Annotated in this window: 22 protein-coding genes; 12 read left to right on the top strand and 10 right to left on the bottom strand. The window is 73.2% G+C overall.

Annotation, left to right across the window (positions count from 1 at the left end; genetic code table 11):
- Positions 1-25 precede the first annotated feature (25 nt).
- Positions 26-610 carry a Uma2 family endonuclease gene (locus tag ABZW32_RS10205; RefSeq protein ID WP_356213832.1) on the top strand — a complete coding sequence of 195 codons (585 nt, stop codon included), beginning with the start codon at positions 26-28 and terminating at the stop codon, positions 608-610.
- Positions 611-614: 4 nt separating this feature from the next.
- Here ABZW32_RS10205 and ABZW32_RS10200 read toward each other — a convergent pair whose 3' ends face one another.
- Positions 615-1208, bottom strand: a complete 594-nt coding sequence (locus ABZW32_RS10200; RefSeq protein ID WP_356213830.1) for a rhomboid family intramembrane serine protease — start codon at positions 1206-1208, stop codon at positions 615-617.
- Between the two features lie 87 nt (positions 1209-1295).
- Between ABZW32_RS10200 and ABZW32_RS10195 the strand changes: the two genes are divergently transcribed.
- Entirely contained in the window at positions 1296-1979 is a 684-nt protein-coding gene (locus ABZW32_RS10195; protein ID WP_356213828.1) for a UbiX family flavin prenyltransferase, read from the top strand.
- Here the strand turns inward: ABZW32_RS10195 and ABZW32_RS10190 are convergent.
- Entirely contained in the window at positions 1976-2110 is a 135-nt protein-coding gene (locus tag ABZW32_RS10190; protein ID WP_266839699.1) for a hypothetical protein, read from the bottom strand. The genes ABZW32_RS10195 and ABZW32_RS10190 overlap by 4 nt on opposite strands.
- Before the next feature lie 121 nt (positions 2111-2231).
- Between ABZW32_RS10190 and ABZW32_RS10185 the strand changes: the two genes are divergently transcribed.
- The 5 genes from ABZW32_RS10185 (at position 2232) to ABZW32_RS10165 (ending at position 6737) form a co-directional block, all read left to right on the top strand.
- A complete protein-coding gene (locus ABZW32_RS10185) occupies positions 2232-2687 on the top strand; it encodes an Lrp/AsnC family transcriptional regulator (RefSeq protein WP_030232075.1) in 456 nt (151 codons plus the stop codon).
- 55 nt (positions 2688-2742) lie between these two features.
- Positions 2743-3906 carry an aminofutalosine synthase MqnE gene (mqnE, locus tag ABZW32_RS10180; protein ID WP_030232071.1) on the top strand — a complete coding sequence of 388 codons (1164 nt, stop codon included), beginning with the start codon at positions 2743-2745 and terminating at the stop codon, positions 3904-3906.
- A 103-nt stretch (positions 3907-4009) separates the two neighbouring features.
- Positions 4010-4534, top strand: coding sequence for a GNAT family N-acetyltransferase (locus tag ABZW32_RS10175; protein WP_356213825.1), 525 nt, complete (start codon positions 4010-4012; stop codon positions 4532-4534).
- A 107-nt stretch (positions 4535-4641) separates the two neighbouring features.
- Positions 4642-4950 carry a DUF4229 domain-containing protein gene (locus ABZW32_RS10170; protein ID WP_356213823.1) on the top strand — a complete coding sequence of 103 codons (309 nt, stop codon included), beginning with the start codon at positions 4642-4644 and terminating at the stop codon, positions 4948-4950.
- Positions 4951-5402: 452 nt separating this feature from the next.
- Positions 5403-6737 carry a dicarboxylate/amino acid:cation symporter gene (locus tag ABZW32_RS10165; RefSeq protein WP_356213822.1) on the top strand — a complete coding sequence of 445 codons (1335 nt, stop codon included), beginning with the start codon at positions 5403-5405 and terminating at the stop codon, positions 6735-6737.
- Between the two features lie 87 nt (positions 6738-6824).
- Here the strand turns inward: ABZW32_RS10165 and ABZW32_RS10160 are convergent, their stop codons facing one another.
- Together ABZW32_RS10160 and ABZW32_RS10155 are read right to left on the bottom strand one after the other, a co-directional pair.
- Positions 6825-7085 carry a hypothetical protein gene (locus tag ABZW32_RS10160; RefSeq protein ID WP_356213820.1) on the bottom strand — a complete coding sequence of 87 codons (261 nt, stop codon included), beginning with the start codon at positions 7083-7085 and terminating at the stop codon, positions 6825-6827.
- Between the two features lie 53 nt (positions 7086-7138).
- Positions 7139-7453 (bottom strand): hypothetical protein, encoded by a 315-nt coding sequence (locus ABZW32_RS10155; protein WP_356213818.1) that lies wholly within the window; start codon positions 7451-7453, stop codon positions 7139-7141.
- Between the two features lie 487 nt (positions 7454-7940).
- Here ABZW32_RS10155 and ABZW32_RS10150 point away from each other — a divergent pair, with 487 nt between their 5' ends.
- Positions 7941-8852 (top strand): helix-turn-helix domain-containing protein, encoded by a 912-nt coding sequence (locus ABZW32_RS10150; protein ID WP_356213816.1) that lies wholly within the window; start codon positions 7941-7943, stop codon positions 8850-8852.
- Positions 8853-8946: 94 nt separating this feature from the next.
- Here ABZW32_RS10150 and ABZW32_RS10145 read toward each other — a convergent pair whose 3' ends face one another.
- The 3 genes from ABZW32_RS10145 to ABZW32_RS10135 all read right to left on the bottom strand — a co-directional run bounded on the left by ABZW32_RS10145 (position 8947) and on the right by ABZW32_RS10135 (position 10281).
- Positions 8947-9243, bottom strand: a complete 297-nt coding sequence (locus ABZW32_RS10145; protein WP_356213814.1) for a hypothetical protein — start codon at positions 9241-9243, stop codon at positions 8947-8949.
- Positions 9244-9295: 52 nt separating this feature from the next.
- Positions 9296-9703 (bottom strand): hypothetical protein, encoded by a 408-nt coding sequence (locus tag ABZW32_RS10140; RefSeq protein WP_356213812.1) that lies wholly within the window; start codon positions 9701-9703, stop codon positions 9296-9298.
- 203 nt (positions 9704-9906) lie between these two features.
- Positions 9907-10281: a VOC family protein gene (locus tag ABZW32_RS10135; RefSeq protein WP_356213810.1), complete on the bottom strand. Its 375-nt coding sequence runs from the start codon at positions 10279-10281 to the stop codon at positions 9907-9909.
- A gap of 101 nt (positions 10282-10382) precedes the next feature.
- On the opposite strand from ABZW32_RS10135, the gene ABZW32_RS10130 reads away from it, so the two are divergent.
- Complete coding sequence (locus ABZW32_RS10130; protein WP_266839684.1) at positions 10383-10730, top strand: GntR family transcriptional regulator; 348 nt, start codon at positions 10383-10385, stop codon at positions 10728-10730.
- Positions 10727-11677 carry a DUF1648 domain-containing protein gene (locus tag ABZW32_RS10125; protein ID WP_356213808.1) on the top strand — a complete coding sequence of 317 codons (951 nt, stop codon included), beginning with the start codon at positions 10727-10729 and terminating at the stop codon, positions 11675-11677. The genes ABZW32_RS10130 and ABZW32_RS10125 overlap by 4 nt, the downstream gene beginning before the upstream one ends.
- Before the next feature lie 20 nt (positions 11678-11697).
- On the opposite strand, the gene ABZW32_RS10120 is transcribed toward ABZW32_RS10125, so the two are convergent.
- Positions 11698-12441, bottom strand: coding sequence for a hypothetical protein (locus tag ABZW32_RS10120; protein WP_356213806.1), 744 nt, complete (start codon positions 12439-12441; stop codon positions 11698-11700).
- Positions 12442-12707: 266 nt separating this feature from the next.
- Here ABZW32_RS10120 and ABZW32_RS10115 point away from each other — a divergent pair, with 266 nt between their 5' ends.
- Entirely contained in the window at positions 12708-14567 is a 1860-nt protein-coding gene (locus ABZW32_RS10115; protein WP_356213804.1) for a long-chain fatty acid--CoA ligase, read from the top strand.
- Positions 14568-14894: 327 nt separating this feature from the next.
- The gene (locus tag ABZW32_RS10110) at positions 14895-16718 is read left to right on the top strand and encodes an alpha/beta fold hydrolase (protein ID WP_356213802.1); all 1824 of its coding nucleotides are present in this window, start codon (positions 14895-14897) and stop codon (positions 16716-16718) included.
- Positions 16719-16755: 37 nt separating this feature from the next.
- Here ABZW32_RS10110 and ABZW32_RS10105 read toward each other — a convergent pair whose 3' ends face one another.
- Together ABZW32_RS10105 and ABZW32_RS10100 are read right to left on the bottom strand one after the other, a co-directional pair.
- Entirely contained in the window at positions 16756-17412 is a 657-nt protein-coding gene (locus ABZW32_RS10105; protein ID WP_356213800.1) for a hypothetical protein, read from the bottom strand.
- Positions 17413-17556: 144 nt separating this feature from the next.
- Positions 17557-18777 carry a PLP-dependent aminotransferase family protein gene (locus ABZW32_RS10100; protein ID WP_356213798.1) on the bottom strand — a complete coding sequence of 407 codons (1221 nt, stop codon included), beginning with the start codon at positions 18775-18777 and terminating at the stop codon, positions 17557-17559.
- Positions 18778-18849: the final 72 nt, after the last annotated feature.

Here is an 18849-nt window from a genome sequence, read left to right as displayed (position 1 = left end):
TAGCGTGCGGCCTACCATCGAGTGCATGGACAGGGAGGCCGACGTGACCGTTTCGGAGAGCGACCGCCTGCACTCGCAGCTCAGCCGGTTCGAGGACATGTTCCCGGGCTACCGGATGGAGATTGTCGAGGGCGCCATCGTGATGAGTCCGCTGAAGCCACATCACAACGAGACCATCTGGGAGGTGCGGAGTCTTCTGAAGCCGCAGCTCCCACCGGAGTGGGGCTTCATCTCGGACGTGGCCGTACCCTTCGACGGCGACAACGAGTACTGCCCGGACCTGGCCCTCATTCCGGATGCCGAGCGGCGGAAGAACCTCAGCGCCTACCCGCCCGACCTGATCGAGCTGGCCGTCGAGGTCGTCTCCCCGAGCAGCGTCCGCAACGACTACGAGGTCAAGGACCGCGCCTACGCCCGGCGCGGGATCCCGCACTACCTGATCTTCGACCCGTACAAGGCCCAGTGCACGACCCTCTGGAACCCCGGTCCCGACGGCTACCGCGGCCGGGACGTGATCCCGTACGGCGGGACGGTCGTCGTGGAGACGGGCATCGGCAAGCTGTCGCTGGACACGTCGCCCCTCCCCGTGGACCCGGGCACGGCCGCGTGAGCGGCTAGGCGCTGCGCGCCGGCCGGCGGTGGTACACGGCCGTCGCGATGCCCGCGGCCAGACCGCACAGGTGGGCCTGCCAGCTCACGGTGGCGTCGGTCGGCAGGATGCCGGCCACGATCGTGCTGCCGTAGACGGCGGCGACGCCCAGGGCCACGGCGATGCCGAGCGCCCTGCGTTCCACGAAGCCCCGTACGAGCAGGTAGCCGAAGAGTCCGAAGATCAGGCCGGAGGCGCCCGCGGTGATGGTGTTCGGCGGCGCGATCAGCCAGATGCCGATGCCGTCGGCCAGCATGATCAGGGCGCACACCACGAGGAAGCGGCGGATCCCGGACAGGGCCGTGACGAAGCCGAGGACCAGCAGCGGGACGCTGTTGGCGGCGACGTGGGCGAAGCCGAAGTGCAGGAAGGGCGCGAAGAGGATGCCGCTCAGGCCGTCCGGGTCGCGGGCGGGTATCCCGTACGCGTCGAGGGCGTGGCCGGTGACGAGGTCGACCGCCTCGATCACCCACAGGAGGGCCACCCAGCCGAGCATCAGCCGGGCTGCGGCCCCGGCCCGGTCCGTCCGGGTCCAGGTCTCTTCGGCCATCGTGTTCATGTACTTCCCCTCGCGCCGTCCCACGCCCTGGGACGTGCGGTCACCTTACCGAGTGCCTTCGCTCCGTGGCCGGATAGTCTCGGAGGTATGACAGAGCGCAAGCGCACCCCGTGGGTGGTCGGGGTTTCCGGGGCCTCCGGGACGCCGTACGCGGCGGCGGTGGTCCGCGGGCTGCTGGCGGGTGGCGAGGACGTGGACCTGGTGGTCAGCCGCGCCTCGCGGCTGACCCTGCTGGACGAGACGGGGATCGCCTTCCGGGACGCGCACTGGCGCGACGACCTCGCCGAGTGGCTGGGCCGGGGAGCCGACGGGAAGCCGGGCACCTTCCCGGTGCCGGATCTGGACGCCGTCCGCTACTGGGGAGCCGGGGACCTCGCGGCCGGTCCGAGCTCGGGCTCGTACCCCGTGAAGGGGATGCTGATCGTCCCCGCGTCCACGGCGTGCGTGGCCGGGGTGGCGCTGGGACTGTCGAAGGACCTGCTCCAGCGCGTCGCGAGCGTGACGCTCAAGGAGCGGCGCCGGCTGGTGGTCGCGGTGCGGGAGACCCCGCTGAACGGGCAGACGCTCAAGCATCTGGTGGCGCTGGACGAGGCGGGCGCGATCGTGCTGCCCGCCTCTCCGGCGTTCTACGCGGGTGCGACGCACATCCAGGATCTGGTGGATTTCGTCGCGGGGCGGGTGCTCGACGCGGCAGGGGTGCCGCACCGGCTGTACCGCCGTTGGGAGGGGGAGCTTGGCGCCGCCCGCCCCCGTGGCCAGTCCGGTGACTAGCGCTTCTTGGCGCCGCGCGGCTTACGGGTCTTGTCGACGCGGTGCGCGGCGGTCGGCTGGTCGGTGCGGGATCGGTTGGCCAGCTCCTGGAGCTGTCGCATGTGCGCGTAGGCCATCTCGATCGTGTACACGGTGAACCACTCCTGAAGATCGTCATTGATCTGTTGAAAGATTCACAGGGTGTTGACCCTGTGCGCCTTTGATTCTATACCTAGACTTGCAGTAACGCCGAATAATGGAAGGCTCCACGTAATGGACACGGTGGACAGGCAGCTCATCCAGGCACTTCGCGAGAACGGTCGTGCCTCGTACGCGGAGCTGGGCCGTCTCGTGGGCCTCTCCGGCCCCAGCGTCACCGACCGCATCAACCGTCTGGAGACGGCCGGTGTGATCACCGGCTACCGCGCGACCGTGGACTCGGCCTCGCTCGGTCTCGGCGTCACCGCGCTGATCGGCATCTCCCTCTCCGACGCCGCGGACCACGAGGACGTGGCGCGCCGGCTGCGCGACCTGGCGGAGATCGAGGACTGCTGGTTCATCGCCGGCGACGACTCCTTCATGCTCAAGGTCCGCGCCAGCGACGTCGACGGCCTGGAGAAGATCATCCGGAAGCTCTCCGGCACCAAGGGCGTCTCGCGCACCCGCACCACCATCGTGCTCTCCACGAAGTGGGAGAACCGGGTCGGGGAGCTGCCCGAGGAGGGCTGAGAGTACGGTGGGTGGCGGTTGCACGCAGGACGGGACACATAGAGGAGACACCGGCATGGACGCTGGGCTCAAGCGCGAGCTGGAGGAGAAGGTCCGCTCCGGCGAGCGGCTGACGCGTGAGGACGGCATCGCCCTCTACGAGTCGGACGACCTGGCCTGGCTGGGCGGTCTCGCCCACGAGGTGCGCACGCGCAAGAACGGTGACGTCGTCCACTTCAACGTCAACCGCCACCTCAACATGACGAACGTCTGCACCGCCTCGTGCGCGTACTGCTCGTTCCAGCGCAAGCCGGGCGAGAAGGACGCGTACACGATGCGCATCGAGGAAGCCGTCCGCCTGGCCAAGGCCATGGAGAACGAGAACCTCACCGAGCTGCACATCGTCAACGGCCTGCACCCCACCCTGCCGTGGCGGTACTACCCGCGCTCGCTGTCCGCCCTCAAGGAGGCGCTGCCGAACGTCTCGCTGAAGGCGTTCACGGCCACCGAGATCCACCACTTCGAGACGATCTCCGGTCTCTCGGCCTCCGAGATCCTCGACGAGCTGATCGAGGCCGGGCTGGAGTCGCTCACCGGCGGCGGCGCGGAGATCTTCGACTGGGAGGTCCGCCAGCACATCGTGGACCACCGCACCCACTGGGAAGACTGGTCGCGCATCCACCGCCTGGCGCACGAGAAGGGGCTCAAGACCCCGAGCACCATGCTCTACGGGCACATCGAGGAGCCGCGCCACCGCGTGGACCACGTGCTGCGGCTGCGCGAGCTCCAGGACGAGACCGGCGGTTTCCAGGTCTTCATCCCGCTGCGCTACCAGCACGACTTCGTGGACATGCAGGACGGCAAGGTCCGCAACAAGCTCCAGGCGCGCACGACGATGGCGACCGGCGCCGAGGCCCTGAAGACCTTCGCGGTCTCGCGCCTGCTCTTCGACAACGTGCCGCACGTGAAGGTCTTCTGGGTGATGCACGGCGTGCAGACCGCCCAGCTCGCGCTGCAGCACGGTGCGGACGACATGGACGGCTCGGTCGTCGAGTACAAGATCACCCACGACGCGGACAACTACGGCACCCCGAACAAGCTGGGCCGCGAAGACCTCCTGGAGCTGATCCGCGAGGCGGGCTTCCGCCCGGTCGAGCGCAACACGCGCTACGAGGTCATCCGCGAGTACCCCGGCCCCGACGCCGGCCTGCGCGAGACTCCGCAGGCGATGCGCGTCTGAGGCCCCCCGCCCTCGCGCGCGAGGAGCCCCGGCCCCCGGAGTCATCCGGTAGGCCGGGGCTTTTCCGTTGCCCGGGGCAGCGTGTAATGACTAGTATTCAGCTATGACCCTTACGTTTACCTTCGACCCGGTGGTCGATCCCGCACTGCGCGACGGCATCGCCGAGCTGTGGACCGAGGTCTCCAACGCGGGCGGCGCGGTCGGCTTCGTACCGCCCGTCACCCGCGACGTCATCCGGCCGGAGCTGGTCAAGCACCTCGCCGCCATGGCCGAGGGCCGCCACCGGCTGCTGGTGGGGCACGACGAGCGGGGCGAGGTCGCGGCCGCGGCCTTCCTCGCCCTCAACACGCACCGGTTGCAGACGCACTGGGTCTGGGCGTACACCGTCATGGTCGGCCCCGCCCTCCAGGGCCGCGGCGCCGGCCGGGAGCTGATGGCGGCCCTCGCCGACGCGGCGCGCTCGCTGGAGGGGATCGAAGCCATCCGCCTCTCCTGCCGCGGCGGCCTCGGGCTGGAGCACTTCTACGCGGCGTGCGGCTACAAGGAGGTCGGCCGCGTCCCCGACGCCATCCGGGTCGCCCCGGGCGACGACCGCGACGACATCACCATGCTGCTGCCGCTGCACTGACCGGCGGGGGAGTCCGGCGGGTGACCCCGGCGGGCCGGAGCGGGGGCCCGGCGTGCTTCACTGGTGAGGCACGTGCCGCCGTAGACGACGAGAGAGAAGGGGTCACCGTGTCCCTCAAGCCGAGCGCGACGATCCGCTACACCGCGATGCGCCTGGGCATCTTCGTCGGATGCCTGGTCCTGGTCGCCGTCCTGGTCAACGTGGGCTGGGTGCCCGCCGGTCTGGGCGACGCGAACCCCGCCTGGGTCGTGCTGCTCGCCCTGGTGATCTCCGCCCCGCTCTCCTTCATCCTGCTGCGCAAGCAGCGTGACGAGATGTCCGAGCAGATCGCCGGACGCGTCGCGGGTGCGAAGGACAAGCTCGCCGCGAACCGCAACCAGGAGGACGCGGCCGACGACGCCGCCCGCGTGGGCTGACGGGAGCCCGTGGGCTTCCTCACACACCGAAAACGCGCCGAACTCCACCGAACCGCACCGAACGCCCCAGCACCGGGAACACCCCCTGGTCCGCTGGGGCTTCGGCGTTTCCGGGGAGGTGCGCTCCGGTCCCGTGCGAGCCCGACTCAAAGTACGCCTTTGAGATTCTCAAAGGACAAGTGTTAGCGTGTTCAACATGTTGACCGTCGCAGCGCACCCGATGACCGAGAGCGTCCCGCTCGTGTCACGCCTGCACGTCGACCTCTGCCGCCGCGTGTCCGCGGCCTGTTGCTGTTGCCGCTGATTCACCTCGCCCCGTCGAGCCGAATCGATACAGCAGCGGTCCCCGGCCGGCCCGGCCCCTTTCCGGCTGCTGCCGCACCGCATCCCCCGCAGAACACCTCGCAGAAACCTTCCGCCCCACCCCCGTGCGTCACCCCCGGAGAGTGTCCGTGTCCGCGTCCCCCCAGGCCCAGGCTCCCGCCAAGGCCTCGTTCAAGTTCCCGTTCTGGGCCCAGATAGTCGCCGGCCTCGCGCTCGGCGTCCTGTTCGGCTGGCTCGCCCGCAGCCAGGACATCAGCTGGCTCAAGACCACCCTCGAACAGGTCGGCGACATCTTCATCCAGCTGCTGAAGCTGGCCGTCGCACCCCTCGTCTTCTTCGCGATCCTGGTGTCCATCACCAACCTCCGCAAGGTGAACAACGCCGCGCGGCTCGCCACCCGCACGCTGCTCTGGTTCATGATCACCTCGCTGATCGCGGTCGGCATCGGCCTGGCCATCGGTCTGCTGACCGACCCGGGCGCCGGCACCGGCCTCACCCCGGCCGACGGCAAGGAGCCCAAGCGGCACGGCTCCTGGATCGACTTCCTGACCGGCATCGTGCCGAAGGACATCATCACGCCGTTCACCGAGCTGAACGTCCTGCAGATCGTCTTCCTCGCCGCCGTCGCCGGCATCGCCGCCCTCCAGCTCGGCGGCAAGGCCCAGCCCGTCCTGAACCTGGCCGAGTCGGTCCTGGAACTCCTCCAGAAGGCCCTGTGGTGGGTCATCCGCCTCGCCCCGATCGGCACCGTCGGCCTCATCGGCACCGCCATCGCCAGCTACGGCTGGGACCTGATCGGCAAGTACGCCACCTTCACCGCCGACATCTACATCGGCTGCGCCCTGGTGATGTTCGGCGTCTACCCGCTGCTCCTCGCGACGGTCGCCAAGGTCAACCCGGTCCAGTTCTTCAAGGGTGCCTGGCCCGCGATCCAGCTCGCCTTCGTCTCCCGCTCCTCGGTCGGCACCATGCCGGTCACCCAGAAGGTCACCGAGCGCCTCGGCGTCCCGAAGGAGTACGCCTCCTTCGCCGTCCCGTTCGGCGCCACGACCAAGATGGACGGCTGCGCCGCGATCTACCCGGCGCTCGCCGCGATCTTCATCGCGAACATCTTCGACGTGCAGCTGGGCATCAAGGAGTACCTGCTCATCGCGTTCGTCTCGGTCGTCGGCTCCGCCGCCACGGCCGGCCTCACCGGCGCGACCGTGATGCTGACCCTGACCCTCTCCACGCTGGGCCTGCCGCTGGCCGGTGTCGGCCTGCTGATGGCGATCGACCCGATCCTCGACATGATGCGCACCGCCACCAACGTGGCCGGCCAGGCGCTCGTCCCGGTCCTGGTCTCCGCCCGTGAGGGGATCCTGGACAAGGAGGCGTACGCCGCCGCCTCGTCCTCCCCGCTCGACGAGCCCGCCGCCGCCCCGGCCGCGGCCGAACCGGCGAAGGTCCCCGTCGCCGCCTGAGGCGCGTCCGGCATCCCGTCCGCAGCCCCCGCCCCCGTCCGGGCGGGGGCTGCGGCGTTCGCGGAGCGAGCCGGACCGGGGGCGTGCTCAGACCGTCTGCCAGCGCAGGAACGCGAGCGTCGCGAGGAGGAAGGGCCCCGCGTACCACCAGCGGCCCAGCGTGCGGTGGAAGAGCGGCACGGCGGTGAGCAGCAGCCCGACGAAGCACAGCCCGACGCAGATCCCGGCCATCAACCGGGCGTCGTCGCGCATGCGGTCGCCCGGGTAGCCGGGGTCCAACACCAGCGCGCCGTAACAGAAGTAGGCGGCGGGCAGGTAGCAGAAGAGGACCAGGGGCAGGCCCAGCACCCACCGCAGGCACCCTTGGTCGGCGGGCAGGTCGACGGACTCGCGGGGTGGGCTCAGAACAGGGCCGCCAGCCGGAGCGAGGCGATGGCGCCGAGTACGACGGCCGGGGCGGCCCACCAGGGGGCCAGCACCCGCCGGACCGAGGGGCGCAGGCAGAACTGGATCGCGGCGATGCTCAGGCAGATCGAGAGCAGGCAGGCCAGATCAGCCGCCCCGAGCCCGTCCTGGTCCGAGGGGGCGGGCCGCCCGCCGTTGAGGACGACGTAGACGGTGGCGGCGTTGAGCAGGTGCAGGGTCGCGAGCACGGAGGCGGCGACCTGCCGGAACCGTGCCTCGCCGGTGGTCCGCCCGGGGAAAGAGGTCTTCACGGTGATCATGACCGCTGTGCGGCCCGGACGGTTGCACGGCCGCCGCCGCGGCGAAGCGGGAGGACCACGGCCTACGCGGTGACCCGCGGCCGGGTTCCCCTTCCTCGCGACGCGGATGCCGGCGCGGAGGGCGGGCGGGGGCTGGTGCCGGTAGCTGCCGTCGCCGACCGGGGGGCGAGGAGGGGCCGCCGCCGTGCAAGGCGGTGTGGGTGGAGCCGGACCTCCCCGGTGAGCGGCGGGAGCCGTGACGCGGGCGGCCGGGACGCGGCGTTCCCCGACGTAAACCGACTCAAGTACCGAGGTGAATCCAACCCACCCACCCCTCCGGCTCCCCGCTCACTCACACGGGTGAACTGTGCCAACTCGGCTGGATTTCCGGAGGGTTGGCGGGCATATGCTCGCCCCACAACATCAGAACTGAGACGGCCCCCGCCGGGACTGGCATCCCGGGCGAGGGCCTGACCAACTAGGAAGCAGACTCTTCCCAATGGCTCCCCAGCACCCTAGCGCGCGCTCGCGCGCCGCGTCCCGGCATCGCGCCGGAACCGCCCCATCGGGCGTCGTCCACGTCAACGTGCGGCACACCGATCACTACACCGTGGTGGGCAACCACCTCGCCCAGCACCGGGCGTTGTCGCTCGTCGCGATCGGCCTCGCGCTCCACATCCAGTCGCTGCCCGCCGGTGCCAAGGTCGGCATCAAGGCGATCGCCGACCGGTTCCCCGAGGGGGAGGTCCGGATCGCCACCGCCTTGCGGGAGCTGGAGGCCCACGGGTACCTGGAGCGCAGCCGCGTACGGACCGAGGACGGGCGGCTGGTGACCCGGACCGTGTCCTACAACCGGCCCCGGACGCCCGGCGGTCCCGTCCCCGACCCGCCGCCACCACCGCCACCGGCGCACCGGGCGGCCGTACCGGAGCCGGAGCCGGTGGCGGCGGCCGTGGCGCAGGCCGTGGCGCAGGCCCCGGCGCCGGTGGCCGAGCCGCGGCCCGCGGCCGAGGTCCCGCCAACGGCCGCCGCCCGGCAGGAGGCCGTCGACCTCCTCGCCCGGTTGCGGGCCGACGACCCCCGGCTGCTGCTGGCGGAGCGCGACGTACGGCAGCTCGCGCCGGGGGTGACCGTCTGGCTCGACCGGGGCGCCGATCCGGAGGCGGTGCGGCAGGTGCTCTCCGGGAACCTGCCCGCCGACATGCGCAGCCCGGCCGCGGTGATCGGCTACCGGCTGCGGGCCGGGATCCCGCCGCGGATGCCGACGGCCCCGGCCCCCGCGCCTCAGGCCCGCCGTCCCGATCCGTTCCAGGACTGCGACGGCTGCGATCGCGTCTTCCGCTCCCCGGTCCCCGGCCGCTGCGACGACTGCCCGCCGCCCGGCGGGCCGGCGGTCGAGAACGCGGCGTAGCGGGGCGCTCCCACCCGGCGCACCGCACGCGGTGGAACGGGGTCCACTTCAGGCCCGGGGCCCTCCGCTTCGTGCCTTGTTCACCGGGCCTTGTTCACCGTGCCTGTGGCGTCGTTCCCGGCGAGGGACGCGCGGACGCCCACCAGTCGAGCACGCGGCCCGCCACGGCGTCGGTGCGCTGGAGTGCGGGAGTGATGCCGAAGTGGTCCTCCAGCTCGTGCCGGAGGAACGCGTCGACCTCCGCCCGGTCGGCGCCCCCGTGCAGCCTCCCGAGCAGAGGGGCGAGCATGCAGTCGTACTCGTCGTCCACCTCGTCGGCGACACCGATCGGGTCCCACTCGTTGAGCAGGCTCCGCAGGGCGCGTTCCGTGGCGGTGCTCCAGGGTCTCATCGCCCCAGACTGCCAGGTGGGGCGCCCGTCGGCGGTGGCCCGGTCCCCGTTCCTACTCGGGGCACTTCAGGCAGTCGTACGGGCTCCACTCCAGCCCCGGCGCCAGTCGGGTCCGGCCCCAGGCCTTGTCCCACTGGCCCGTGGCGTAGATGGTGATCGCGTACGGGTGGGCGGGGTCGGGGCGCTCCTGGATCGAGATCTTGCTCTTCACCGAGCCGCCGAGGGACCACCAGCCGCCCCACTCGCCGTTCGTGGTGTAGCGCGTCCACATCGCGTTGTCGGTGCCGACGATGAACTGTTCCTTCTGGCCGCCCGGGAGCGCGTGCTTGGTGACCCCGTACTCGCAGATGTAGAGGCCCCCGCCGCCCGCCTCGCAGGTGGACGCCTGCGCCGGGGTGGCGGCGACGGTCAGTCCGGCGACGGCTGCGGCCGCGACGGCGATCGCCTTCAGCTTCTTCATGGTGGAACAGCCCCTTCGGTGCGGCGCCGGGAACCGTTGGTCGGTCGGTTCCCGTACGCCCGTTCACCCTAGGGTCGGTTCGCGGCTCCTCCCGGCGCCCGGCGCGGGCCTGTGGGAAGGGCTGCCCGAAGAAGCAGAGCCTGCGTGGGCCGGGAGGTCCGGCAGGGCAGTTCCGGCAGGCCGCGGGGGCAGCGGGCGGCCGGTCAGGCCTTCCGCTCGGCGGCGCTGCGTTCGACGCAGAACTCGTTGCCCTCGGGGTCCGCCATGGTCACCCAGCCGGCGCCGTCCGGCTTGCGGTGGTCGCCCGCGACGGTGGCGCCGAGGGCGAGGAGCCGCTGCACTTCCTCGTCGCGGGTGCGGTCCTGTGGCTGGAGGTCCAGGTGCACCCGGTTCTTGACGGTCTTGGTGTCCGCGACGGTGACGAAGAGGAGGGCGGTGCCGGGCGCCGTCACCAGCGCCTCCGGGTCGCCCGGGTGGTCGTCGTCGGCGAGGGAGCCGTCCAGGGCCCCGGCCCAGAAGCGGGCCAGGGCGTAGGCGTCGGAGCAGTCGAAGGTCACGTGGCGTACGAGAGAACTCATGAGCGGCACTATCGGCCGACCCGGTGGAGGCTGTCCACGGAGATTCGGGCCGTCGGCGCTTCTGGCCGGTTGGTGGTGATGGTGCTACGGTCACTAGCACCATGTTGCTGAGGCTGAACACCGCGGACCCACGTCCCCTCCACGAACAGGTGGCGGGAGCCCTCCGGCGCGCCATCGCCGACGGCGAATGCGCGCCCGGAGACCGGATCCCGCCCGCGCGGGACCTCGCGGGGGCGCTCGGGGTCAATGCCAACACCGTCCTGCGGGCGTTGCGCGTCCTGCGCGACGAGGGGCTGCTGGAGTTCCGGCGGGGCCGCGGGGTGACCGTCGCGGAGGGGGCGGGCGGGCGCTCGGGGCTGCTGGACCGCGTACGCGGACTGGTGGAGGACGGGGCGCGGCTCGGGTACAGCAAGGCCGATCTCATCGAGATGATCAGGGAGTTGCCGTGAAGGACCGGGTGGGGTGGGGCGTGGCCGGCGGGGCCGCGGGGGTGCTGGTGCTACTGGTGGGGATGCCGGTGGCGGCGAGCGGGCGGCTGCCGGAGCGGCTGGCCACGCACTGGTCCTCGGGCTCCGGGGCCCCGGACGGCTCGATGCCGCTGTGGGCGGCGGCGCTGTTCCCGGCGCTGATCTGGGTGCTCGTGGTGCTCGGGGTCGTCCTGGGGCGGCGGTTCGCGGGGCCGGGCGGCGGCTGGGTCGCGGGCACGCTGGCGGGTGCCGGGGTGGGGCTGGCCGGGGGTCAGGCCGCGATCGTACGGGCCAACCTGGACCGGGCGGACTGGCGGCAGGCCGGGTCGGTGACGGCGTGGGTCGTGGGGGTCGCGGTGGCGGCCGTACTGGCGGCGGTCGGCGGGGCCCTGGCGGGCCGCCGGGACGCGGCCGGGGCACGACCTCCCGCCGCCGGACCCCGGATGGAGATCCCGGACGGCGAACGGCTCGTCTGGCTCTCCCGCGAGAGCAACCCGTGGCTCCGCCTGACCGGGGCCGTACTGGGCCTGGTGGCGGTGGCCGGAGTACTGGCGGCCCTGGCCGGGCTGGCCGACGCCGCGGCGTGGGCGCTGGTCGCGTCGACCGGCTCCGCGGCCCTGGCCGTGCTGCTCTGCTCGTCGGTCCGGGCACGGGTGACGGCCGACGGCCTGGAGGTGGCCTTCGGCCCGCTGGGGCTGCCGGTGCGGCGCTGGGCGGCTCGGGACATCGAATCGGCCCGCGCCGAACACCGCACCCCGGCCCGGGCGGGCGGCTGGGGGTACCGCATCAACGGCCTGGGCACGACGGTGATGCTGCGGGGCGGCGAATGCCTGGTCATCCGCGCGAAGGGCAAGGACTTCGCAATCAGCGTGAACGACGCGGAGCGGGGCGCGGCGCTGCTGAACTCCCTCGCGGTGCGCCGGGGTTAGGCCCGCGCGGAGGCGGGACGTCAGGAGCGGGAGTAGGAGCCCAGGCCGATCAGGCAGTACACGTACTGGTTGATGACGCTGCCGTTGAGGGTGTAGCGGTACGAGAACGCGTACTCCGTGTCCGGGTTGCTCTTGCACTGCTCCATGTCGGAGGAGAAGGGGAACCGCTGGATGACCTTGTAGTGCGCGTCCGACGCCGAGCAGGAGACCTCCTTGACGTCGTCCACCCGCTGCGCCGTCTCGGAGTCCGGGAGCCGGCCGTTGAGGCAGGTGCCCTTGTCGAAGGGGGTGGGGGCGGCCTCCGTGGTGGGGAGCGGGAGCGCCGGGAGGGTCGGGAGGGTGGGGCGGGTGGTGCTGGGCGCGTAGGTGTAGGTGGGGGTCGGGTACGGGTCCCGGGTGGTCGGGGCGGCGTACGTGGGGGTGTGGGAGGCCGTGTTCTTCGAGTCGTCGCTCTTGTCGTCGTTCGTCACGACGATGGCGATGATCACGGCCGCCACGACGCCCAGCGCGAGCAGGCAGCCCAGCGGGCTCGACTTCTTCGGCGGTGCGGGCGGTGTGGGGGGTGCCCCCGTCGGCGTCCCCGTCGCCGTGATGCGGACCCGCAGCAGCACCTCGTTGTCGCCGAAGCGGGCGCGGACCAGGTCGCCGTCGCGGGACGGCGGGATGCGCAGGCGGGCCGTGCCGTTGGGCAGGGGGACGGTGACGATCGTGCCCTCGGCGGCCTGCTGCGGGGTGAGCGGTAACTGGATTTCCTGCGGCGACACCGGCGTACTCCTCACGGCGGACGGGAGTGCGGAAGCCGTCGACCGGGCCCCCGCGGGGGATTCTGCCCAGTGGGGGTGGCCCGACGCAGGCGTTCCGGCGGGCTGTTGCCGGTCGGTTACCGACCACCGCCGGGCCCGTCGATTCGCGCCGGTGGGTGTGGGCAGGGGGTGGGAGGTGGGTGAAGAAGCGGTCCGGGGGGTGTTCGGGGTCGTTACCCGTGCGTAGATTACCGGCGGTAACCCCGGAACGACCGAGGAGAACAGCCGTGGAAGCCGAGCCGAAGCTGGTCGAGCCAGTCAAGACGACCGTCGCCGGGGTGGTGCGCGAGGTGGCGGTCCCCGCCCTCGCCGGGATGCCGGTGAGCGGCTCGCTCGGGGACCTCCCCTTCGAGAACGCCCGCCAGGCCCCGCACGAGCCCGTGCTCGCCCGCAAGGAACCCGACGGCACCTGGCGCGACGTCACCGCCGCCGAGTTCGCCCGCGAGGTGCTCGCCGTCGCCAAGGGGCTCATCGCCGAGGGCCTCCAGGAGGGGGACCGGCTCGCGATCATGGCCCGGACCACCTACGAGTGGACGCTGCTGGACTTCGCCGGCTGGGCCGCCGGGCTGGTGACCGTACCGATCTACCCCACCTCCTCGGCCCTCCAGGCGCGCTGGATCATCCACGACTCCGGGGCCGTGGCCTGCGCCGTCGAGGACACCGCGCAGGCCCGCATCATCAGCGCCGAACGCGGCAACCTGCCCTGGCTCGCGCACCTGTGGGAGTTCGACACCGGCGCGGTCGCCCGGCTCGTCAAGGCAGGGGAGCACCTGCCCGACGCGATCGTGCACGCCCGCAGGTCCACCCGTACGCCGCAGTCCGTCGCCACCCTCGTCTACACCTCCGGCACCACCGGGCAGCCCAAGGGCTGCGTGCTGACCCACGCCAACTTCTACGCCGAGGTCGACAACGCGGTGGAGCTCCTGCACCCCGTGTTCAAATCGGTCAGCGAGGACCCGGCCTCCACCCTGCTCTTCCTCCCGCTGTCCCACATCTTCGGGCGGATGGTCGCCGTCGGCTGCCTGCGGGCCCGCGTCAAGCTCGGACACGCGCCGAGCATCGCCACCGAGGACCTCCTCGCCGACCTCGCCGGCTTCCGGCCGACCTTCCTGCTGGCCATCCCCTACGTCCTGGAGAAGGTCTACAACACCGCCCGCGCCACCGCCGAGAAGATGGGCAAGGCCGCCTCCTTCGACCGGGCCTCGCGCATCGCGCAGAGCGTCGGCGAGGCGCAGAGCGAGGGCAGACGGCCCCCGATGGGCACCCGGGCCGCCCACGCCCTGTACGACCCGCTCGTCTACCGCCGCGTCCGCGCCGCCCTCGGCGGCCGCGTCCGCTACGTCCTCAGCGGCGGCTCCCCCCTCGGCCGGCGCCTCGCCGCCTTCTACACGGGCGCCGGGATCGAGGTCTTCGAGGGCTACGGGCTCACCGAGACGACCGCGGCCGCCACCGTCACCCCGCCGCTGCGCCCCCGGCTCGGCACGGTCGGCTGGCCGCTGCCGGGGACGGCGGTGCGCATCGCCGACGACGGGGAGGTGCTGCTGCGCGGGGCGCACGTCTTCGCCGGCTACTGGAACGTCGCCGCGCAGCAGCCCGGCGGCTGGCTGGCCACCGGGGACATCGGCGAGCTCGACCCGGACGGGTACCTCACCATCACCGGCCGCAAGAAGGACGTGATCATCACCTCCGGCGGCAAGAACGTCGCCCCCGCCCCCCTGGAGGACTGGCTCCGCGCCCATCCGCTGGTCGGTCAGTGCATGGTCGTCGGCGACAACCGGCCGTACGTCACCGCCCTGATCACCCTCGAACCGGACGGACTGGCGCACTGGCGGCAGATGCACAGGAAGCAGGGAGTGCCGATCCGCGAGCTGCTCACCGACGAGGCCCTGCTCGCCGACCTCCAGCGGGCCGTCGACGAGGCGAACGCGCTGGTCTCGCGAGCCGAATCGATACGCCGCTTCGCCGTCCTGCCGGGGGACTTCACCGAGGAGCGCGGGCACCTGACGCCGTCGATGAAGCTCAAGCGGGGCGCTGTCGCGCGGGACTACGAGCGGGAGATCGAGGAGCTGTACCGCAGACAGCGGTGAGCCTGGCCCGGGCCGGGCCCGGAGTTGTGGGCGCTCCCCCGGCTGGGCGCGGGGGTACGGGCGCTCCCCCCGGCTGGGCGCGGGGTTGTGGGCGCCCCCCCCGGGCCGGGCACGGGGTTGCGGGCGCCGCCCCCAGCTGGGTGCGGGGTTACGGGCGCTTCCAGGCTGGGCGCGGGGTTGTGGGCGCCGCCCCCGGCCGGGCGCCCGGCTCCGGACCGCGCCCGGCCGGGGGTAACCCCTGCGGCGGCGGCCGAGGGGCGGGTGGGGTCGGGCGCGCTTAGGGTGAGCTGGGCTGACCGGTCCGGGGGGTCACCCGAGGAGGGTGCCGTGCACCGTTCCCACCGCCGTACCCGCTCGCACGGCCTCGGCCGCTCCCATACCGGCGCGCCCGGCCGTTCCCGTACGGACGCGTCCGGCAGCCCCCGTCTAGACGTGCCCGGCAGCCCCCGTGCCGACGTGCCCGGCAGCCCCCGTACGGACGTGCCCGGCAGCCTCCGTGCCGACATGCCCGGCAGCCCCCGTGCCGACATGCCCGGCAGCCCCCGTACGGACGTGCCCGGCCGCCCCCGTGCCGACGTGCCCGGCCGCCCCCGTGCCGGCGCGCCCGGCCGGGCCGGTACCCCCGTCCGGGCCCGTCTGCGTGCGCGCGGGGCCGCCGCGGCCTGTGCCGTCGTGCTGGCCTCCGCCCTCGGCGCGGGCCCCGGACCCGGGAGCGGGCCCGGGACCCCGTCCCCCGCCGCGGGGTCCATACGGTGGGGGGACTGCCCCGACCAGCCCGTGCCCGACGGCATGACGTGCGGGTACGTGACCGTCCCCCTCGACCACGACGACCCCGCCAAGGGGACCATCCGGGTGGCCCTCGCCCGGATACCGGCCACCGCCCCCGGCCGGCACCCCCTCGGCTCGCTGCTGCTGAACTTCGGCGGCCCCGGCGGACGCGGAACCACCTCCCTCGCCGCCGACCCCGAGACCTTCGCGAAGCTCGGCGAGCGCTACGACCTCGTCACCTTCGACCCCCGCGGCGTCGGCCTCAGCGAACCCGTCTCCTGCGGCGGCTCCCAGGAGGTCGGCGACGGCGTCCCGGCCGACGCCGCCTCCCAGCTCGCCGCCCTGCGCGCCGTGGCCCGCCGCTGCGCCCTGCACTCCGGACCCGTGCTCCCGTACGTCGGCACCGTCCAGGTGGCCCGCGACATGGAGGCCATCCGCCGCTCGCTCGGCGACAAGAAGCTCAACTACCTCGGCTTCTCCTACGGCACCCGGCTCGGCGCCGTCTACGCCGCCCTGTTCCCGCACCGCACCGGCCGGATGGTCCTCGACGGGGTAGACACCCTCGCCGAACCGCTCGCCGAGCAGGCCCTCGCCTCGGCGCGCGGCCGCCAGCGCGCCCTGGACCGCTTCCTCACCTGGTGCGCCCACCGTCCGGGCTGCGTCTACGGCACCAACACCCGCACCGCCAAGGAGCGGGTCGACGACCTCGTCGCGCGGCTCGACCGGAACCCGCTCATCGGGGACGACGGCTCCTGGTTCACCGGACAGGACGCGGTCGACGCCATCGCCACCGCCCTGTACGCGCCGGCCGCCTGGCCCGCCCTCGCCGACGCCCTCGCCCTCGCGGAGCGGCGGCACGACCCCGTCGGCCTGATGCAGCTCGGCGGCCCCACCGGCCCGGTGCCCGACGCGGGCGACGGCCCCGCCACGGTCCCCGCCGACAACGCCGAGGCCGCCCTCACCGCCGTGAACTGCGCCGACGACCCGGACCGGAGCGAGGACCGGGCCGCCCCGGCAGCCGTGGAACGGGAGATCCGGGACCTGGAGCCGGAGTTCCGCGCGGTGTCGGAGGTCTTCGGGCCGGGCCAGCTGGGAACCGTACTGGCCTGCTACGGACGCCCCGCCGGCACCGACTTCATCCGCCGGATCGACCACCCGGGCGCCCCGCGCATGCTCCTCGTCGGCACCCGCGGCGACCCGGCGACCCCGTACGAGTGGACCGAGGAGACGGCCCGCCGGCTGGGCTCGGCCGTGATCGTGGACCACAAGGGCGACGGACACACCGGCTACGGGACCTCCGCCTGCGTACGCGGATACGCGGACGCCTTCCTCACCGACGGCCGCCTCCCGCACGGCACGCGCGCCTGCCTCGCCGGGGAGTGACCTCCCGCCGGGGCGGCCGCCCGCGCCGCGCCGCCCCTCAGTCGCGCGTCGCGCCCGTGACCGGATCCGGCCCGAAGTGCCGGGCGGCCACGGAGGCGACGGCCGGTACCGGACCGGATCCCGAGACGATCTTGTACGTGTGGACCAGGCAGGTGCGCACCCGGTGGGTCCGGCCGCGCGGGATCCCGTAGAACTCCGCCTTCAGCGGCCGCTCCTGCGGGCCGGCCAGGGCGTAGCAGACGACCGTCGTGAGGCGGTCGTCCCACCAGAACCAGTCCTTGACCGCCGGGTTGGCGAAGTCCACCCCGGCGAAGGCGACGGAAATGTCCTCGGTGCCGTACGGCGCCGTCCGCAGGGCCGCCATCAGGCCGTCCATCGACTCCCCGCGCGCCAGCACCCGCGCCTCCTCGTGGGAGTCGCCCCAGGGCGGCGGGTCGTCGTCCACGTTCTCCGAGAAGGGCTCCTCGGTGCGCAGGACGGTGCCCGGCCCGGCCTCCGGGTCCCGTGTGGCCATTCCACTGACGCTGCCCCAGTTCAGGCTCGCGTTCGCGCACAGCCGGCCGGCGAGCAGCACCCAGGGCATCCGCACCACCCGCTCGCGCCCCAGATCGAGCAGGAGCCGCCGGAAGTCCTCGCTCGGGATCAGCAGCCCCGGCTCCGCGGGGGCCAGGAAGGCGTCCGTCCAGGTACCCATGGGGGTGGTTGTACCGGGCGGGCCTGCCGCGTGGCGAACGAATTCGGCGGTTGGTGGGACAGGGACCAGTTGCTTTCCGCGGTCGACGGAGCGCGGGCGCACACCCCGTGGACCCGGCGCGCCCCGCACTGCCCGCCCCCGGGCCTAGCCCAGGGCGCGCCCCAGCCGGGTCAGGCCCTCGGCGATCTCCGCCGGGGTGTGCGTGGTGAACGACAGGCGCAGCGTGCGCGGGTCCGGGGTGCCCGTGAAGAAGGGCGCCCCGGGGACGTACGCCACGTCGTGGGCCACCGCCGACTTGAGCAGGGCGCCCGCGTCGTACCCCTCGGGGAGCCGCGCCCACACGAACATGCCGCCCTCGGGGCGGTTCCACTCCGAGCCCTCCGGGAGCGCCCCGCCCAGCCCCGCGAGGAGGGCGTCCCGGCGGGCCCGGTAGGCCTCGCGGACCCGGGCGACATGGGCGTCGAGGTCGGCGGCGCCGAGGTAGTGGGCGGCGGCCAGCTGGTCCACCGTCGAGGTGTGCAGGTCGGCGGCCTGCTTCGCGACCACCGCCGCGCGCCGCAGCGCGCCGGGGGCGCGCAGCCAGCCCAGGCGCAGCCCCGGCGCCATCACCTTGGAGAAGCTGCCGAGCAGGGCGGTGCGGTCCTCGGCGCCCGGGTGGGCGGCGATCCAGGGCTGGTGGTCGCCCTCGTAGCGGAGGTCGCCGTACGGATCGTCCTCGACGAGCCACAGCCCGAGGCGGGCCGCGGTCCGGGCCACCTCGGCGCGGCGCCCGCCCGGCAGGGTGCGCCCGGTCGGGTTCTGGAAGGTGGGGACGGTGTAGAGGAGCTTCGGGCGTTCCCGGGCGGTGAGTTCGGCCAGGGCGTCGGGCAGCAGGCCCCGCTCGTCGCAGGGCACGGGTATCACCCGGGCTCCCGCGAGGCCGAAGCACTGGAGGGCCGCGAGGTAGGTGGGGTTCTCGACGAGGACGGTGTCGCCCGGCTCCAGGAGGGTGGCGGCGATCAGGGTGAGGGCCTGCTGCGAGCCGGTCGTGACCAGGACCTCGTCGGCGGTGGTGGGCAGGCCCCGGGCGCGGGCCCGCGCGGCGACGGCCTCGCGCAGTTCCGGGGCGCCCTCGGTGGTGGAGTACTGGAGCGCACGGGCCGCGCCGGCCCCGGTGAGGGCGGCGTCGTAGGCGGCCCGCAGGCCCGCGGTGTCGAAGAGTTCGGGCGCGGGCAGGCCCCCGGCGAAGGAGATCACCCCGGGGCGTTCGGTGAGCGCGAGGATCTCCCGTACGGGCGAGCCGCCCACGGAGGCCGCTCGGGCGGCGAAGGGCGGGAGCGGGGCGGCGTCCGGGGTGGCGTCCGGGGCGGGGGAGTCGAGGGGCATGGGCGCTCCTTCGGGTGGCGGGTGCCGCGCAGCCTAGCGGTGGAAGGTGTAGATGGCACCTACTGTCCACCG

The sequence above is a fragment of the Streptomyces sp. NPDC004667 genome (genome assembly GCF_040609475.1).
Taxonomy (GTDB): Bacteria; Actinomycetota; Actinomycetes; order Streptomycetales; family Streptomycetaceae; genus Streptomyces.
Note: the sequence above shows the minus strand (reverse complement) of the source record. Positions and strands in the feature narration are given on the sequence as shown.

What these genes read in the sequence shown, in the direction of transcription:
- ABZW32_RS10150 (WP_356213816.1), top strand. Translation starts at nt 7,941, where the DNA reads ATGGCTCCCCAGCACCCTAGCGCGCGCTCGCGCGCCGCGTCCCGGCAT.
- ABZW32_RS10140 (WP_356213812.1), bottom strand. Translation starts at nt 9,703, where the DNA reads ATGAAGAAGCTGAAGGCGATCGCCGTCGCGGCCGCAGCCGTCGCCGGA.
- mqnE (WP_030232071.1), top strand. Translation starts at nt 2,743, where the DNA reads ATGGACGCTGGGCTCAAGCGCGAGCTGGAGGAGAAGGTCCGCTCCGGC.
- ABZW32_RS10185 (WP_030232075.1), top strand. Translation starts at nt 2,232, where the DNA reads ATGGACACGGTGGACAGGCAGCTCATCCAGGCACTTCGCGAGAACGGT.
- ABZW32_RS10130 (WP_266839684.1), top strand. Translation starts at nt 10,383, where the DNA reads ATGTTGCTGAGGCTGAACACCGCGGACCCACGTCCCCTCCACGAACAG.
- ABZW32_RS10175 (WP_356213825.1), top strand. Translation starts at nt 4,010, where the DNA reads ATGACCCTTACGTTTACCTTCGACCCGGTGGTCGATCCCGCACTGCGC.
- ABZW32_RS10195 (WP_356213828.1), top strand. Translation starts at nt 1,296, where the DNA reads ATGACAGAGCGCAAGCGCACCCCGTGGGTGGTCGGGGTTTCCGGGGCC.
- ABZW32_RS10100 (WP_356213798.1), bottom strand. Translation starts at nt 18,777, where the DNA reads ATGCCCCTCGACTCCCCCGCCCCGGACGCCACCCCGGACGCCGCCCCG.
- ABZW32_RS10200 (WP_356213830.1), bottom strand. Translation starts at nt 1,208, where the DNA reads ATGAACACGATGGCCGAAGAGACCTGGACCCGGACGGACCGGGCCGGG.
- ABZW32_RS10105 (WP_356213800.1), bottom strand. Translation starts at nt 17,412, where the DNA reads ATGGGTACCTGGACGGACGCCTTCCTGGCCCCCGCGGAGCCGGGGCTG.
- ABZW32_RS10205 (WP_356213832.1), top strand. Translation starts at nt 26, where the DNA reads ATGGACAGGGAGGCCGACGTGACCGTTTCGGAGAGCGACCGCCTGCAC.
- ABZW32_RS10135 (WP_356213810.1), bottom strand. Translation starts at nt 10,281, where the DNA reads ATGAGTTCTCTCGTACGCCACGTGACCTTCGACTGCTCCGACGCCTAC.
- ABZW32_RS10145 (WP_356213814.1), bottom strand. Translation starts at nt 9,243, where the DNA reads ATGAGACCCTGGAGCACCGCCACGGAACGCGCCCTGCGGAGCCTGCTC.